The following is a 16348-nucleotide window of genomic DNA, read 5'->3' as shown; positions in this document are numbered from 1 at the left end:
CTATAAAAACCGGAGTTTGAGCTCGAAGTAAGGATCCTTACAAGCCTCACATAACTATTGGAAATGGATTTGATGTACAATCTGTTCCTCTTCGTAAGGTCCCGGTATATCAGGGAAATGAGCTACATTTCCTGTGTATTGCGACAGTCAGCCTCTGGCATGGTCTTGATCGGCTCCTTCATGGCATGTCTCTTTACACGGGATCCAAGACCCTTACACTCCATATTGTTGGAAAGGGTCAACTGGAGTACCTCCGGAAATTATCAATTGAACTAGGTTTACGTAATCAGGTTATATTTCATGAATACGCCACCGGAGAGGAACTTGATGGCTATTTTAACAGATGTCATATCGGAGTAGGCAGCCTTGGCATTCACCGAAAGGGTTTGCTGGAAACGTCTGAATTAAAAGCACGGGAATACTGCTCCCGGGGATTTCCATACATCAATGCCGCAATAGACCGTGATTACCCGGCAGACTTTCCGTATCGTCTTATGATTGCTCCTGATGAAAGTCCGATCAACATCGACGATATCATCTCCTTTGCCGAAGCAGTTCTTGCCGATCCTGACCATCCCAACAAGATGCGCCATTATGCTGAGGAGCATCTTGACTGGTCTGTTAAAACTAAAATGCTTAAAGGATTTCTTGAAGAACTTGTTGATTGAAGACAATGACAACAAAGTTAAATAAAAAAATATGGTTGTATCATTTCGAAAGTAATATTTAATACAAGGAATACATAATACTTGTTCGATGAAATTACTGATTATTGCCGGAGCACACCCAACGAGTTCACAGGTCATTGGGGGGCTTTTCATAACAAGAAATATTAAAAAACTGAATGAATCAGGTATTCAGACGGATGTAGTTTCATATTATATTGATGAAAGTATTATATTCAAATTTGTAAAGAAGCTACTAGGCTATGATGAGAATATTTATATGGAAACGATGGAAGTAGATACAATACAATATAATTTTATATCATTAAAGCGATCACTATTAACTAAATTATTGAGTCTTAATAATAGGTTAATAGAATTAATGGTTGATCAAACCATAGCCTGGAAAGGTCCACAGAACTATGATCTCATTCATGCGCATTGGGTATATCCCCATGGTTATGTAGCTTCTTTAATAAAAAAGGAAACGAAGATTCCATGTATCATTTCAGCGCTTGGAAGTGATATTCATACATTTCCACACGGCTCTCCAAAAACAATTCCTTTGATCGTTGAGGGATTGGAGGATGCAGATATTGTTTTTTTCGTTAGTAATGCGTTATTAAAGTCCGCACAAGAGTTGGGATATAGAGGTACAAATTACAAAATACTGTCCTATGGAGTGGATACCGAATTATTTTTACCAGCACCCAAGAAGGATGCCAGGATTCAATTGGGACTGGAAAAATCCGTCTCAAAGGTTGTTGGATTCGTTGGCAATCTTATATCTGTCAAAGGTGTTGACAGATTACCTGACATTTTTAACGAGGTTTCAAAGAGGGTGGATAATGTTCAATTCATTTTCATAGGTGTTGGTGATTTGCGAGAAGAGCTGGAGGAGAGGTGTAAACGTTATAATCTCAACGTTTTATTTTTAAAGCAATTGAAGGCTGATGAAATAGTTCTCTGGATGAATGCCTTTGATATTCTGGTCTTACCCAGCCGCAATGAGGGGTTACCAAATGTTATCCTCGAAGCACAATCCTGTGGCTGCCCTGTTGTTGGGAGTGATGCAGGCGGTATCCCGGAGGCGATAGGGCCCGGGGGAATGGTTGTTGCGTGGGGTGCAGGATTTGAGGAGAGATTTTCTGATGCAATCATAAAGGTTATGAACGAACCGCCGGATGTAGAGCAATTAAGAGAGTGGTCTGTCAAGTATGACTGGAGAGAAATTATCAAGGAACAGATAAAGGTGTATGAGTCAGTCATAAAATCTTATAAAAATAATTAAATAATATACATCTACTTATTATTTCTCATCATCATCATGAAACTGTTGGATTTATTTGTAACCCCATAATATGGCATTAATATCGGATTAAAATTTGAAGCAAAAGTAGAGAGGTGTGGTGTATTTGCCGCCATCATAAAAATTTTTGTAATGCCGAAAGACTGGAGATCCCGAAATATTTCATATAACAAGAAGGGAGTTGATCCTGTCCAGAGCTTATCAGGATCTGCTGCTGCCACCCACCTGTAGGCTCCTTGCTTATCCCAGAGGATATATTCTGCCGATACCGCAGTATTGTCGGGGGTTGTAGCAACCCACATCTCTCCCATCCCATTTTGATGCACCATATCCATGAGGTCAAATAAATGTTTCTTTGCATAAGGGACCTCTTGATTTTGTTTTTCATACGTCTTCACTTGCAGGTTCCACATTAATTCCTGATCATATAATTTTTGAACTTCAATCCTCTCCGTCTGTGCTTTTTTCACTGAACGGCGAATATTTCTTGAAGCTAATGCCTCCATATCGGTGTCAAGAGGTAGTAGATATGTATAGTGCACAGAAGTTCTCCATCCATTCCAGATCAACGGGCGAATGTCAATTAAAAATGGATTGTTAACGATATTGATGTGTATATAATTCAACGTGCAGATGTAATTGGATAAGGCCGAAAGTATCTCGTTATGCCATACCTCGTTTGCTCTGATACTTGTCCGGTCGCTCCGACTGATTACAAAACCTGAATATGGAGTTAACTGAACATTGGTCATTGCATGTTTTAACAGACGAAAATGCTTCAGCTCATAAAAACAGCAACCACCTACCAATTGGTCGCCAATGAAAGCACCAATCAGTTTAAATTGAAGTTTTAAACTTCGGGATGTTGTTGTTAACCAATGAATGGAATGAAATATGGTTCCTTGAGGGGAATTTTCCACCAGGCCATCCCAAAGATCATACTCATCCCGGCTTAATTCATGAATCTTAATAGTCATCATACTTTCACTGCATCGAGATAATATTCTAACCTGGTTGGATATAGGATGTATATCCTATAATGAAATAATTTTATTTGTATATATTATTTGTCTTATGGATCGATCCTGCATATTCTTGATGATATTTTCATTTAACTAGGCAAATATGAATTATTAAATTATTAATTTTTTAAGTATCGGCATTGAATGGTGTTTTGATCCTACCATGAAGTAATTTTATTAGTTATCATACATATATTGGTTTATGAAAATTAAAAATATTATGAAAATAATTTTATATTGTGTTTTAGACCATCCTTATGTGAGTGTGGTTGACATAAATCTTACAACCAAATGTAACCATAAATGTGTCTACTGTGAGATTGGGCAGGGGTTAATGAAAAAAGAGCAAATAAAAAATGAAACGAATAGTCTTGATCTGGAGGATCTCAAGTGGATTATCGATCAGATGAATCAATGCAGGATTCCATCACTTGTTCTTCTTGGTGGAGAACCTTTCCTATTTAAAGACGTATTCGAAGTATTGGAATATGCATCAACGTATCTCTCAGATATTACGATTATTACCAATGGAATGCTGATCCCGAGATTATCTGACAGTCAAATTGCTTTATTGAAAAGAACAAACTGTAAAATTATACTTTCTTTGGATTCATTTAATCCTGAAACGCATAACAGGATACGGGGTGTGGAGACGGCATTTGAAAATGCTATTCATGGAATAAAGATACTTGTTGAGAATCAGATTCCGGTGCAGATTGAGACGGTGATTTCATTATATAATTACCAGGATCTTGCAAATGTTGTGAGAAATGCAGATGCACTCGGTGTTTCATCGGTGAACTTTGTACCAATTATTACTGCTTCAAATTTTTCTGGTGTGCAGGCTATCCCGCACAAGGAAGAGCTCAATCCAAAGCCGGATCATATGCGTTTCCTTGACGATGAATTTAATGAGATTCTCAAATTTGAAAGAGATCATGCAATACAAACGAACGTCTCTGATCTTAAACGATGGTTACAACACTATATAACATTCCACGCGCACCAGGCTCCGGACAGTGATTTCTTCTTTAAGTACCGATTACAGAGGCTTATTTGCTTGAATTTGTACTCCCGGATTAAAATCAATGCTTTTGGTGAAGTACAGCCCTGTAATCTTATCCCCTCATCCATAACGATACATGATAACCCCAATCGCTCTCTGGTGGATGTATGGAATATATCCTGCACTCAAATCCGGACCGCAATGAAAGAGCAGAAATATCCAGAACAATGTCATGGTTGTTATGGTCCACATTCCATGAACATACTTCTCTCAACGATAAAATATCCCTTCTCAAACAGAGCAAACATTCCCGGTTTTTTACGTGAAACTATACAGAAACTCAGGAAGTAACAGTAAAGATCGAGAGGAGGATATTCAAAAAAAATTTTTTATAAGCGTTCAGATTCTCCGATATAACAATCTTTCCCGGATATCATACTCTTGGAAAGTCAGATAAAGGCGTCCGGGGCACCAGACGCATCCCTGATTCCAGCGACTACCGGTTTAAATAATGTTGTAGACCTTTTAGGCACCGAATGTAGAATGAATTTCGCTCTACAATATAATACGGTACCAACCTGGGATTAAACCCTGTGGCAAAACTTGTCAACCGTGGCGTATTCCCATGCATTATATTCACTTCCGGGAGCCCCTTTTCCTTTAACTCCTCTAAAAAGCTATAAAACATCAGCTTATTTGCTCCTCCATCCTGGAATTCCGTTGAGGGCAACGCACCTCCGCTCCATGCATAGGCCCGGTTATTATCCCACAACCAGATGTATGATGCCAGAATGTTGCCGGATGAATCCTTGATTATCCGCATATCTCCAGAATTATTTGAATGGAAGAAATTGAGAAATCTTTTGATAACTGTCTCATTGAACGGTGGAAGAGCATGGCTATGTTGAAAGACTTCTGTAAGAATACCACAATGGGATTTGGCGTCTTTACTTGCTTCATATACGAGATTCTTTTTTTGTGCAGCCAGTATACTTTTTTTTACGCTTGTAGAGAAACTGTCAATGTCTGCATACAACAGATCAATATAATATGTATAAGCCACTGCCCCTCTCCAGCCTCGCCGTAAAAAAGGCCGGATATCCATCAGTTCCGGGGAGTTCGTAACTGAGATTAATGAGTAGTTTTGATTCTCGATATAATCACATAAGGCATTGATGCATTCCGTATACTCCATTTCACTCTTTCGAACCCTCCCCGGATCTGCCTTCTGGGAGATAAAACCACAAAAAGGAGTGTCGGGTCCGTTGGATACGGCATGTGTACCTCGGAGGCGTTTCTTCCGGACAAACAGTGAGCACCCCCCAATTAATGTATTGTCCTCAAAACACCCTACCATTTGTAGTCTGTTGTTGGTTGCATCCGCAAGAATCTGTAAATATTCACTGTTTGAAAAAATGCTCCCCTGTGGTGATTTTCGAACCAGTGTGTCCCAGAGGGGATATTCTTCATTCCGGAGAAGCCGGGCCTGGTACTTATCACGTGTCATACTATCACCAGATCTTTTCCACCATTCATAAACGCTCCTTTCTCAGAGCAGTACGCAAGTATCTTCTTATACAACATCAGTTTATCCCCCTTCATACAATTGTTATGCCACAGTATCCCTAGGACCCCATTATATCGCTCAACGGTGTCGATGAGGCGGCGTGTCATTTCCCATGCGCGTGTGGGATCGAGCCGCATATACACCTCAAAAGTTACATCCATAATCGCGAGCGGGATCTCAACGATGTCAATCTCCGTGCCCAGGTTGAGATCATACGGTCTGAATGGGTGGCACATCCCATTCCGAAAGCCCAGACAGTCGGCGTAACCGAATGTGTTATCATAGAGGAATCCGGCCTTTGCAAGGTTTTGCCAGGTATCCGGCACTCTGAACCTGAGAAAGTGGTTTCGGTACCCGGCAACCCGATGACCAAGTACCTTCTCCAGCCTGGCTTTTTCTGTGACAAGCTGATCATAGTCACAGTATGCCTTATGACCGCCATGAAGTGCCACTTCCCACCCGGCATCGGAGATCAAACCAAGTTCCCTTTCGAGATCCCGAATGTCATATGAATAGTCCTGATCACCCGGTGCCAGTGCCATGAAATTAAAGCTTGAGGTTGCGCCATACTCCTCCTCAATCGCCATGATCTCTTGAAAGTTACATAACGGTATCTTTCTTGAACACATGGAGAGGGCGGTATCGATGCAATGGGGGATGTCCTTATTGAAAAAAGATTTGACGAAGTGATACCCCTTATATGGGAGTGAACAGTAGACATTATCGATATCATGGGTCAGAGAGACTGCAAATGGCTGACCATCAGGATATTCAGGACGATACCCTGCATTGCTAAGGTATTCTGACACGACAGGCTGAAAGATATTCCGATTGGAGCTGAGATAATATGGAAAGCGGTCGTACTTATCCCGTATGGGGGATGTGTACTCCTCCTTACATTGGAATATATCCCATATCTCTGGATCCTGCCTTAAAATATCATACATGGGGTTCATAATGTCTTCCCCGGAATCCCGCATTTTATCTCCTGATTTGGAAATGCCTGATTTGGCTCTTTGTCAGGTGTGACGTGATTCTGATTATGCACCATCATCAGATTCCCCTCAGAACATTTTTGCTTGACATTCGCAGAATATCTCTGTCTGACTGCATCCACCATGAGTGATACCAGAGGAAAAGGATGGTGGAGAGGATCTCTCACATGCTCGTGTACGTCAGCACTACCCGATAGTAACGTGGAGCGTGCGGCATAGTCCTTTCCATAACGGAGTTCTGAAGATGGTGTTGAAAGCTGCATGGAGTATCACTTATTGATTTGATTGTGGTAATGGTATTATATTACCAATAGTATAATTTTGTTTTATTTATATATTTTGTTTTCATTCTACATCTTATTCAGAATGAAGGTTGACCTTGTTCCAATCCCCTATTTTAACTGCTCGCCAAAACCCTTCTGAGTTCAATTCTGATCGAACGTGTCTCAGGTGTCAACATAATACGATCAAATTTCCAGGCTTCATTGGTTCCCTCAGCGAGAATGATACCTGCCAGACCACAAACCCCACAGGGGACCATTGTGCAGCAGTCCGGACACTCTTGCCGGACGAGGGCACATCCTTCATAGAGCTTATACCATGTGATCTCAATGGAGCATAGATCTCCTTCCAATCTTCCCTCTACCCGATCGGCAAGTTCCAGTGCATATCGGACGGACTCGGCATAGGAAGCGAGTGCTGCATCAAAATCCTCCGTCTGGATGAGTTTGTATTTTGTACGGAGATGATGCCAGAGTGGAAGGGAGGGGGGCGATATTTCAAGACATTTGGTTCCTCTCCAGTTCTTCAGATGTGAACAGGTGTTGGCAGAAGGAATTGCGGAGCCGGTTAACGGAATGAGCTGGAGGATCGGATTGCCAGGAATGATATACGCCCCTTCTTCACCGCCGATATCTGCTACAGTTTTTCCAAAGGCAGTCTGTATGCCCGGGGTCAGCATACCCGCAACATCCGGCAACACCATATCTCCACGATAGAAGACGAGCATTATCAGTCCAATGATGAAACAGGTAAACCCGGAGAGAATCAGAACGGCTGAAATTGTAAAATCGAAGAGGATCAGGAACGGAAGGCTGAATGCAATGGCCGCAACCATGAAGAGGATGAATGATCCCTTCACCTCTTTTGATCCCGCGGCATGGCGAAGCCGGTACCAGCTACCGGTTCCCTTCATACGTGATCACCCCGGAGCAATTGTTCACTCAGATGATCCGAATGGGGGATGGCTACTGAATTCCAGACATATTTGGGAAGGGCCTCCACGGTGACGGCATCTCCCCTGGAAAGGATCTCCGTTGTCGTCTCGTGTATCGTCATTTTTGCTCCGGTTGAAGAATGAATCTCTGACAAACGGTTTAGAGGGTGCCAGTCTGCCGGATAAATAATATTTTCATGATCTCTCACTCTTTTATTCCGGATCAAGCCTTGCCATATCAACCGATGACCCCCTGTATTGATTCAATAAAGTACAAAAGAAAGATGACGACACCAACACCGATGATACTATACAATCGTATCAGAAAAACCGGTTTGACGTAAAATGGCGTTCTGTTTTCAGCGATAAGAATCAATGCAAGCAGTATGAGGAAAGCAAGGATCTCAAAGCTGAAAGCCTGTGCCAGAATCATGATGAGAATAATACCGCACATCCAGATACTCAGGACAAGCGCCACACTTCCTCCGGTTCGTATATGCATCATCGATCCCTCACGAATGATATGAACCATATAATATAATAATATTTGTTTTTATCATACAGGTTATGGCGATATGAATATATCTGGCACAACTCTTCGACCGAAGAATGAAGCGATTCCGATCAGGGGTAATCGCCACTGTTGATCGATGAGTGGGATGGAAGATGAGTATGAAAATGAAGCTTCATCTCATGAGATTGTGTTGTTTCGCACAAGCATCAACCAGGATTGGGGGATGGACCGGACTCGGCTACTCAACCATTTACATTTGCTTCCAGATTACCGCATCCCGAAGGGAGGGGGTTTGGCCGGGGGTCCTCCAGATCCGTTATGGCGCACCCGGGTGCCCCTTCGGAGAATAAGAGGGTACTCGATTCCTCCTTGCCGCTCAGTGACCGATAGCTCCCTTCCTCAATCGGGAAATCTTCCATGGTGTTACGTGTGCGCGGGAAGAGAGTCCGGGCGTCTCTCTGCGCGAGATCTCTCCGAAACGATCGAAGGAGAGCAGGGGCCGGACTGAGGCTCCGCTCAGCACTCACGCGGGTGATCTCTATGGTATGCAGGGGTGGAATGCAGTGCAATTCCCCTACCCCTGACGGAGCAGAAAAGGATTGTATGAATATTGTTATATGGAAGGTTAATTTGTTCTTTGATTTTTCATTTATTTGTAGAATGTATATCCATATTATACAAAGATATCGATAAAATAAAAGGTTTTAGAGGATTTCCTTATTTTCATACACCGGCACTCTTTATTACGAGAAAGGGCAAATCAATTCTAGTGAACGCAAGGGTGATGAGCAGGGGTGATCTCATACTAGTGGAAGGAGATATCCTGGATCTTCTTACAGAGAGAGTATATCCGGCATCGGGGGGGCGGGGTGGCGTGCAGATCATGCCGTCCTCCCAGGGATCGACGGTGAAGGACATACCATCCATAGGAGAGGGATTCCATGTATCGTGAGAAACGGATCGCCGTCGTCGTCCCGGCCCATAATGAGGAACTGCTCATCCTCGACACCCTTGAGACGGTCCCAGACTTTGTTGACCGCGTCTATGTCATCGATGACTGCTCAAAGGATGCGACCCTTGAGAGGGCGCGTGCCCATGCAAAGAAGGACGCACGGGTGACGGTCATCCACCATGAGGTGAACGGGGGGGTTGGGGCATCTATTACAACTGGATTCAAAGCAGCGCTTATAGATGGTACGGATATTCTTACAGTCATGGCTGGCGACAACCAGATGGATCCTGTACATTTACCTACACTTATTGATCCTATTGTAGAAGGGAAGGCTGATTTTACGAAAGGAAGTCGGCTAAAACCTGGTTATTGGAAAGGTATGAGCAATTGGCGATTATTTGGAAATATGCTTTTAAACTTAATTAATAAAATCGCCTCTGGCTATTGGATAATAAGTGATCCTCAGAATGGATATATAGCGATTTCTTCGACCGGTTTATCTAAAATGGATTTAAATTCGTTATATCCTCGATATGCTTTTGAGAATGATATGATGATTAAAGCAAATGTCCATGAATTGAGGATGTTTAATATTTTTATTCCAGCAAAATATGGATCGGAAACATCCGATATTAAATATGGTTCATTTATTCTGAGTACCAGTTATTTTTTATTTAAATCTTTTATATGGCGAATTATTGTTAAACTTCTCATATATCGAAGATTAGTATACTTCGGATATGTTCTTGGGATGCTGTGTTTAGTATTAGGGGCTGTAATGATATTCTTTGGAGAGTGGAACATACTCCTTTTAGGTTTTGTTCTTTTTATTTTTTCATGTATTGGAGAATACAAACATGAAATCCGATCGCTCACTGAGGATAATACTAATCCTACTTCAATGGTGAAAAGATGAGAATAGGGATATTTGCCAATACTCCTGCTCAAGTTCACTTTTATCGTAATATCATAAAAATGCTAAAAGAGCGGGGCCATGAGACAGTCTTATTAGCCCGAGATTATGGTGAAACAATTGATTTGTTGAAAGAGGAGGGGATGTCTTATTATTTATTCTCCACTTCACCAAAATCAAAATTAGGTAAAATTTTAAGCTTTCCCCTTGATGTTCTTAAAGCGAGTATCCATTTGAAAAAATCAAAGGTCGATCTTGTGACAGGATTTGGGGCATACGATGCATACGCTTCTGCTCTTCTTCGTATTCCATCAATTGTTTTTACAGACTCAGAATTTACAGTAAATAATAAATCGTATACAATTCAATATACTTTATCTAAACCTTTTATAAATGTTATTATTACACCATATGCATTTACTCAGAATCTAGGTGTTAATCAGATGCGGGTGAATAGCTATAAAGAGTTGGCATACCTTCACCCTAATTATTATCACCAAAGCGAAACGATACATGATTTATTGGATGTTCCAAGAGGAGCAGAATATTCAATACTTCGATTTAATGCCTTTGACGCGGTTCATGACCTTGGAATTGGGGGTTTTGATACAAATGCTAAAATTGAAATAGTTAATGTATTAAAACAATTTGGTCCAGTTTTCATTTCAGCAGAAGGATCGATACCTGAAGTATTGAAACCTTACGTACTCCAAGCTCCAAAAAAGAGGATTCATGATATTCTTTATCATGCAAAACTACTTGTTACTGACACTCAAACGTTGGCTACTGAGGCTGCACTTTTAGGTACACCAACAATACGGTGCAATCAATTCGCTGGCAGAAATGATATGAGTAATTTTGTTGAACTGGAAGAAAAATACCACATGATGTTTAACTTTAATAATGCAACAGAGGCTATAAAAAAAGCTAAAGAATTAATGCAATCAACGGGCCTTAAGGAAGAATGGAGAGAGAAAAGAAAAAAACTATTATCTGAAAAAATAGATATCACGAAATATATGGTTTCTTTTTTGGAGGAATACCAATACGTGAATGAGTAAGGTAGACAATTATTGGAGAATGGTTTTATCCAAAGAAATCATGATTGTTACTCATCAAAGTGATGCCACTCAAAAGATTGGAAATAGTAGGTATGCAATTATCCGGTTCATTGATGGTTTATAGATGGTAACAAATCCTGATTTGATACGAATAATCTATTATTGTTCGGAATGAAATAACATATCCGATGATTATAAGGTGTAATCCAAATGCTTAATAAGCAATTATTTATCCTGGCACATACTTTTGGTGAACCATCATTCTACCACACATACAGGCGTCTGGTGAAGAACCAGTGGCGATCGTATGTTGAGTTAAAAGAAGAGCAGGAGAAACAGCTTAGGCAAATGATCACATTTGCGTATAATAATATTCCCTATTACCGCACACTCTTTAAAGAACTGAAGATCACACCTGGTAACATACGTACCATTGAAGATCTTCAGAAACTTCCCATTTTAACAAAAGATGTCATCAAGCAGAATTGGCAGGATTTCAAGCCGGTGAATCTCGATTCGTTGAAATATTACACACGTGCCACAGGGGGGTCAACAGGGACACCATTTCAATATCGAATATCTAAACAGGATCGGTTTTTAAGCGGGGCTATCCTGTATCGAGGATGGGGATATGCTGGCTTTGAGCTGGGTGATAAGATGGTGATTCTTGGGGGATCATCCATTGTGGGCGGGGCCGTATCCAATATTGAAACAAGAGTCCACGAAATTGTGCGGAATATTAAGAAACTCTCTTCCTTTGATATGGGGGAATCTGAGATGCAACATTATACGAAGGTATTGAACACCTTTCGGCCAAAATATATTCAAGGATATGCATCATCAATCTATTTCTATGCTCAATGGCTTGAGAAAAATGATTTATCAGTTCCAAAGCTTATTGGAGTGTTCACGACTGCGGAAAAACTCTTCCCCCACATGCGTGAGACCATTGGCCGAGTCTTCTCGTGTGATGTATTTGATACGTATGGTTTGAATGACGGGGGAATTACTGCTTTTGAATGTCCTGAGCATTCTGGACTACACATCGATACAGAGCGGAGCATTATGGAAGTTGTAGATTCCCAGGGATGTCAGATGGATGTAGGGAAGGGGCAAGTAATCGCAACGAGTCTGCATAATTATGCGATGCCGTTTATCAGGTACGCAACAGGGGATGAAGTATCCATCACAGATGAGACATGCAATTGTGGAAGGGGCTTGAAACTCTTAGATGAAGTTATTGGTCGATCAGTTGATGTTCTTGTCACCCCCGAAGGGAAGAGCGTACATGGATGGTTCTTTTTATATATTTTCTGGGAACATTGTGAAGGGATAAAAGAATATCAGGTTATCCAAAAAAGTGCTGAGGAAATTCTGATAAAATTGATTATTGACGAGAAATTTAATGAGGGACAACTTGAAACGATTAAGCAGATTATTCAGTCAAAAAGCGCCGCTTGGGATGTTAGATATGATTTTGTTGATGAGATTGAGAGGACAGAGGCTGGGAAATATAAATTCATTGTCAATGAATTGGTGGGTAAATAATGTCTTACCTAATAAATAGCCTCTGCTTCAACCTAGGAATCATTAAGGTGGTTTTTCACCAAAAAATTTTGTATTGCCTAAGGCTCGCTGAGAACAATGTAGCCAATCAGTCTTTAGCTGTTTTGTTCAGCAACGCCAAATTTTTTCCTTACATGCGAGAAACGATCAGCCTGTTGTTTGAATGTGATGTCTTGGATGGGTATGGATTAAATGAAGGTGATATTACTGCACTTGTGCGTCTGGAACATTTCAGTCTGCACATCGATACTGAGTGGAGTGTTATGGAGATTGTTGACCATCATAGCTGTTAGGTGGATGAAGAGCAGGGGAAAGTACTCTCAAACAAACCGCATAATTTTAGGATGCTGTTTCTCACGTACGCAACAGGGGGATCGTGGGCATATAACCGATAATTTATGTTGGTGTTTATGTGGTGCATTCCTCCCCCATTGAAAATGATTATAAAACATCTTAAATAACATCCTTACCTTGACTGAAATAAAGGATTTATAATTATATAGAATCTTTATTAATGTTTAAATTGAGTGATTAAATTTAAGTTTTATTTAAGCATCGGCCGGGAACAAAGGAGAGAAATAAAATTTTCATTGAAGAGGTGCCATATGGTAGCATAGAATCCCTACATCATGGACAAACACCGTAACAAAAATCGTTATTACCATTTTTGGTAATATTGTTAATGTAAAGCCAAAATAACTGAGATGTTCCTTTGATATATGAGTGGGATGTAATAATTATCGTATAAAAAAGTATTTGATGAATGATGGATTTAGATTTATTGATTTCAGAGATGGTGGCGAATAATCTAATGGATGTACACTATGATCAAAAAAATTAACTATGCCATAATAATAACAATATTACTTATTGTAATAGCAACTGCTTTTTCGCTCCCCTCATCACCTTTAGATTTCTATACACCACACCATACTGCTAATCTCTTTTTACCAAATTATGGGTATGAATCCCAGTACTCGACACAACCCAACGTTTATCCCACTCTTTTACTATACTATAATTATTATAAGGTAATATTAGAATTGGTAAGTGGGGATATAATGAAGTATACACATTTGTGTATTATAATTGATATTATAATATCTATAACTTCTTTAATATTAATATCCTATTTCTTTACTCAAGATTATAAGTTGTCCCTCATGTTGGGGCTTTTTCTAGGATTCACCTCAACGTACAAAGGGATGCTTATTTTAATGTTTGTGCTATCGTTATACTTTGTCTTAAAATATATAACAACACATTCGAGAAATTCTATATATGCCTCACTTTTAATTTTTTTTTATGGCATAGGGGTTTTTTATTGGCATTCACTGAGCATGGCATTATTATTAATAGTACTGTCGATACTTTGGATTACTTATTTGAATACACGTTTTATGAACGGTTGGAATTTTTCACTCGACGGCGTGGATAATCGATATATAACATCACATATTGTGTACACCTCCTTGCTTTGTATAATAATAGTGGTTATTTCGTGGGTATACATTCGAACGCGACAGTTTCATATAGTTCTGACTTCCAGCAACATTTTAGAATTAATCGATCTAAAATATCTTCTGCATATAGCTATAAATAAAGGTAGCGACTTGCCTAGTGAGTATAATTATATGTTTCACTTTGTAATTCCTTTAGGTACTATTGACTTCGGTCGATACCTGACATACCTCATAATTTATATATATATATCTTTCTTGGCCATAAATTATATGCGAGGAAAAAACAAGCCGCAAGTAATTGTATTATTGTTATTTGCCTTATTCATAGCCGATGTTTTTTTAAAATTATTCTATTACACATCAACAGGTATAATTAATGTCGCTATAACCATAAATTTGATTTTGCCAGTATTTCTTATATACTTACTAATAGAAACACGAAGTAATGTCAATCAACAAATTACAGGAAAAGTTATTAAATATTCCATAATCTTATTAATAATCGTGACGTTGACTCTAACAACTGTGAGTTCACTGTACACCGAGCGGACTCAATACCCTTCAGGAGTAACTAATTTTGAATCGTACACAAGTAGTATATATTGGTTGGTAAATCACGCAAAAGACAATAAAGCACAAGTAATAACCGATGCCGATACTGGCGGTTATTGGCAAATAATATATGTAAAGGAAAAATTATATTATTATACAGATATCCAAATCGGAACACTTTCTGAACATAGATACAAACAATTATCATTTAATAACACAGAATCGTACGGCCCAACAACATTGATCTTTAACAAAAAAATAGAAGATAGAAACCTTGCATTTTTTTCTTTGGAAGGGTGGAAAATATTTAAACCAATTCCCAAAGTAAATTATGACAAAAATTTTTTGCTTTCGTCATATAACGATGGCACTATAATCATATACTTGAACCCATCAAACTAACGTTCTTTACAGCCTGAGTTTGCCACTTTGGGTTCAGACATCCAATGAGATCATCCACTACTGCGACCTAACTTTTCCAGAATTTCATCGGGAAACTACATTTGACAGTTGAAGATTTTTTAACGTAATAATTCTTCTGTAAAATTGAATAGGCCCTGCAGCCTATCATAGTTTGTAGAAGGAGACACAGGGCCATGGATACCTATGCATTTATCGAGTCGAATAACAAGGCGGGATTACTCCCGCCTTGTTATTCGACTTTATTGTGATTCAGTGCCTACAAACAGCGGGAGTTCAGGAAATATGGGCCAAGAGAGGTAACGTAACAACTCTTCTGTAAAATTAAATTGGCCCTGTAGCCTACCATTGTTTGCAGAAAGGAGACACAGGGCCATGGATAACTATGCATTTATCGAAGATTATCTTTCCGATAATCAGAATGGCATGAAGAATCTGATCACTTGGTTCCTCAACCAGGTGATGCTTATGGAAGCGCTCCAACAGGCAGGAGCCGGTCATTATGAACGAACTGATGAACGAAAGGCTCTTCGGAACGGGTACAAGTCACGAACCCTGAAGACACGATATGGAGAGACTACGCTTCAGAAGCCACAGTTCCGGAATATGTCCTTTGAAACACAGATTTTTGGGAAATACTCCCGTGTTGAGAAGGCATTGGTGAACGCTATCGTTGAGTCCTATCTTCAAGGTGTTTCGACACGGAAGATCCAGGATATTGTCAGTCATCTTGGTATTGAACAGCTCTCTCCTGCCTCTGTATCGCGGATGGCCAGAGATCTTGATGAGCAGGTTCAGGCGTTCCTCAATAGACCGATTGAACACAAGATTCCCTATCTCATCGTTGATGCATCCTACTTTAAAGTCAGAGAAGGTGTTCGGTATGTCAACAAGGCTGCTTTGATTGTCGCTGGAATTCGTGAGGACTATCGAAGAGAGGTTCTCGGTGTCACCATCACTGCATGCGAGAATGAAGATTTCTGGCTCTCAATCTTCGAAGACCTCAAGGAAAGAGGATTGGATGGAGTTCAAATGGTTGTTTCTGATGGACACTCAGGCATCCAGAAAGCTGTTGAAGGAGCCTTCCTCGGAGCATCCTGGCAGATGTGTAAATGGCGGGATCAAAG

At 40.1% G+C, this 16348-nt stretch carries 15 protein-coding genes; 8 read left to right on the top strand and 7 right to left on the bottom strand.

Annotation, left to right across the window (positions count from 1 at the left end):
* Positions 1–50 precede the first annotated feature (50 nt).
* Together RJ53_RS11145 and RJ53_RS11140 are read left to right on the top strand one after the other, a co-directional pair.
* The gene (locus RJ53_RS11145; protein ID WP_343221891.1) at positions 51–668 is read left to right on the top strand and encodes a glycosyltransferase; all 618 of its coding nucleotides are present in this window, start codon (positions 51–53) and stop codon (positions 666–668) included.
* A gap of 88 nt (positions 669–756) precedes the next feature.
* Positions 757–1956: a glycosyltransferase gene (locus tag RJ53_RS11140; protein WP_211531709.1), complete on the top strand. Its 1200-nt coding sequence runs from the start codon at positions 757–759 to the stop codon at positions 1954–1956.
* Positions 1957–1967: 11 nt separating this feature from the next.
* Here RJ53_RS11140 and RJ53_RS11135 read toward each other — a convergent pair whose 3' ends face one another.
* The gene (locus tag RJ53_RS11135; protein WP_211531708.1) at positions 1968–2954 is read right to left on the bottom strand and encodes a GNAT family N-acetyltransferase; all 987 of its coding nucleotides are present in this window, start codon (positions 2952–2954) and stop codon (positions 1968–1970) included.
* Between the two features lie 244 nt (positions 2955–3198).
* Here RJ53_RS11135 and RJ53_RS11130 point away from each other — a divergent pair, with 244 nt between their 5' ends.
* Positions 3199–4353, top strand: coding sequence for a radical SAM protein (locus RJ53_RS11130; protein WP_211531707.1), 1155 nt, complete (start codon positions 3199–3201; stop codon positions 4351–4353).
* A 145-nt stretch (positions 4354–4498) separates the two neighbouring features.
* Here RJ53_RS11130 and RJ53_RS11125 read toward each other — a convergent pair whose 3' ends face one another.
* From RJ53_RS11125 to RJ53_RS11100, 6 genes are all read right to left on the bottom strand, one after another.
* Positions 4499–5509, bottom strand: coding sequence for a GNAT family N-acetyltransferase (locus RJ53_RS11125; protein ID WP_211531706.1), 1011 nt, complete (start codon positions 5507–5509; stop codon positions 4499–4501).
* Positions 5506–6378 (bottom strand): polysaccharide deacetylase family protein, encoded by an 873-nt coding sequence (locus RJ53_RS11120; protein WP_343221890.1) that lies wholly within the window; start codon positions 6376–6378, stop codon positions 5506–5508. Before RJ53_RS11120 ends, RJ53_RS11125 begins: the two co-directional genes overlap by 4 nt.
* A 583-nt stretch (positions 6379–6961) precedes the next feature.
* Positions 6962–7759 (bottom strand): hypothetical protein, encoded by a 798-nt coding sequence (locus RJ53_RS11115; RefSeq protein WP_211531705.1) that lies wholly within the window; start codon positions 7757–7759, stop codon positions 6962–6964.
* Complete coding sequence (locus RJ53_RS11110; RefSeq protein WP_211531704.1) at positions 7756–7935, bottom strand: hypothetical protein; 180 nt, start codon at positions 7933–7935, stop codon at positions 7756–7758. The genes RJ53_RS11115 and RJ53_RS11110 overlap by 4 nt, the downstream gene beginning before the upstream one ends.
* An 83-nt stretch (positions 7936–8018) precedes the next feature.
* Positions 8019–8312, bottom strand: coding sequence for a hypothetical protein (locus RJ53_RS11105; RefSeq protein WP_211531703.1), 294 nt, complete (start codon positions 8310–8312; stop codon positions 8019–8021).
* Between the two features lie 224 nt (positions 8313–8536).
* Complete coding sequence (locus RJ53_RS11100) at positions 8537–8821, bottom strand: hypothetical protein (RefSeq protein WP_211531702.1); 285 nt, start codon at positions 8819–8821, stop codon at positions 8537–8539.
* A gap of 414 nt (positions 8822–9235) precedes the next feature.
* On the opposite strand from RJ53_RS11100, the gene RJ53_RS11095 reads away from it, so the two are divergent.
* From RJ53_RS11095 to RJ53_RS11075, 5 genes are all read left to right on the top strand, one after another.
* A complete protein-coding gene (locus tag RJ53_RS11095) occupies positions 9236–10162 on the top strand; it encodes a glycosyltransferase family 2 protein (RefSeq protein ID WP_211531701.1) in 927 nt (308 codons plus the stop codon).
* Positions 10159–11220 carry a DUF354 domain-containing protein gene (locus RJ53_RS11090; RefSeq protein WP_211531700.1) on the top strand — a complete coding sequence of 354 codons (1062 nt, stop codon included), beginning with the start codon at positions 10159–10161 and terminating at the stop codon, positions 11218–11220. Before RJ53_RS11095 ends, RJ53_RS11090 begins: the two co-directional genes overlap by 4 nt.
* A gap of 210 nt (positions 11221–11430) precedes the next feature.
* Positions 11431–12768, top strand: coding sequence for a phenylacetate--CoA ligase family protein (locus tag RJ53_RS11085; RefSeq protein ID WP_211531699.1), 1338 nt, complete (start codon positions 11431–11433; stop codon positions 12766–12768).
* A gap of 2087 nt (positions 12769–14855) precedes the next feature.
* A complete protein-coding gene (locus RJ53_RS11080; protein WP_211531698.1) occupies positions 14856–15203 on the top strand; it encodes a hypothetical protein in 348 nt (115 codons plus the stop codon).
* A 393-nt stretch (positions 15204–15596) separates the two neighbouring features.
* On the top strand, positions 15597–16348 hold a 752-nt coding region (locus RJ53_RS11075; RefSeq protein WP_211531697.1), incomplete at its 3' end, for an IS256 family transposase.

The sequence above is a fragment of the Methanocalculus chunghsingensis genome (genome assembly GCF_018132105.1).
Classification (GTDB): Archaea; Halobacteriota; Methanomicrobia; order Methanomicrobiales; family Methanocorpusculaceae; genus Methanocalculus; species Methanocalculus chunghsingensis.
This window is presented reverse-complemented; position numbering and strand designations above follow the sequence as displayed.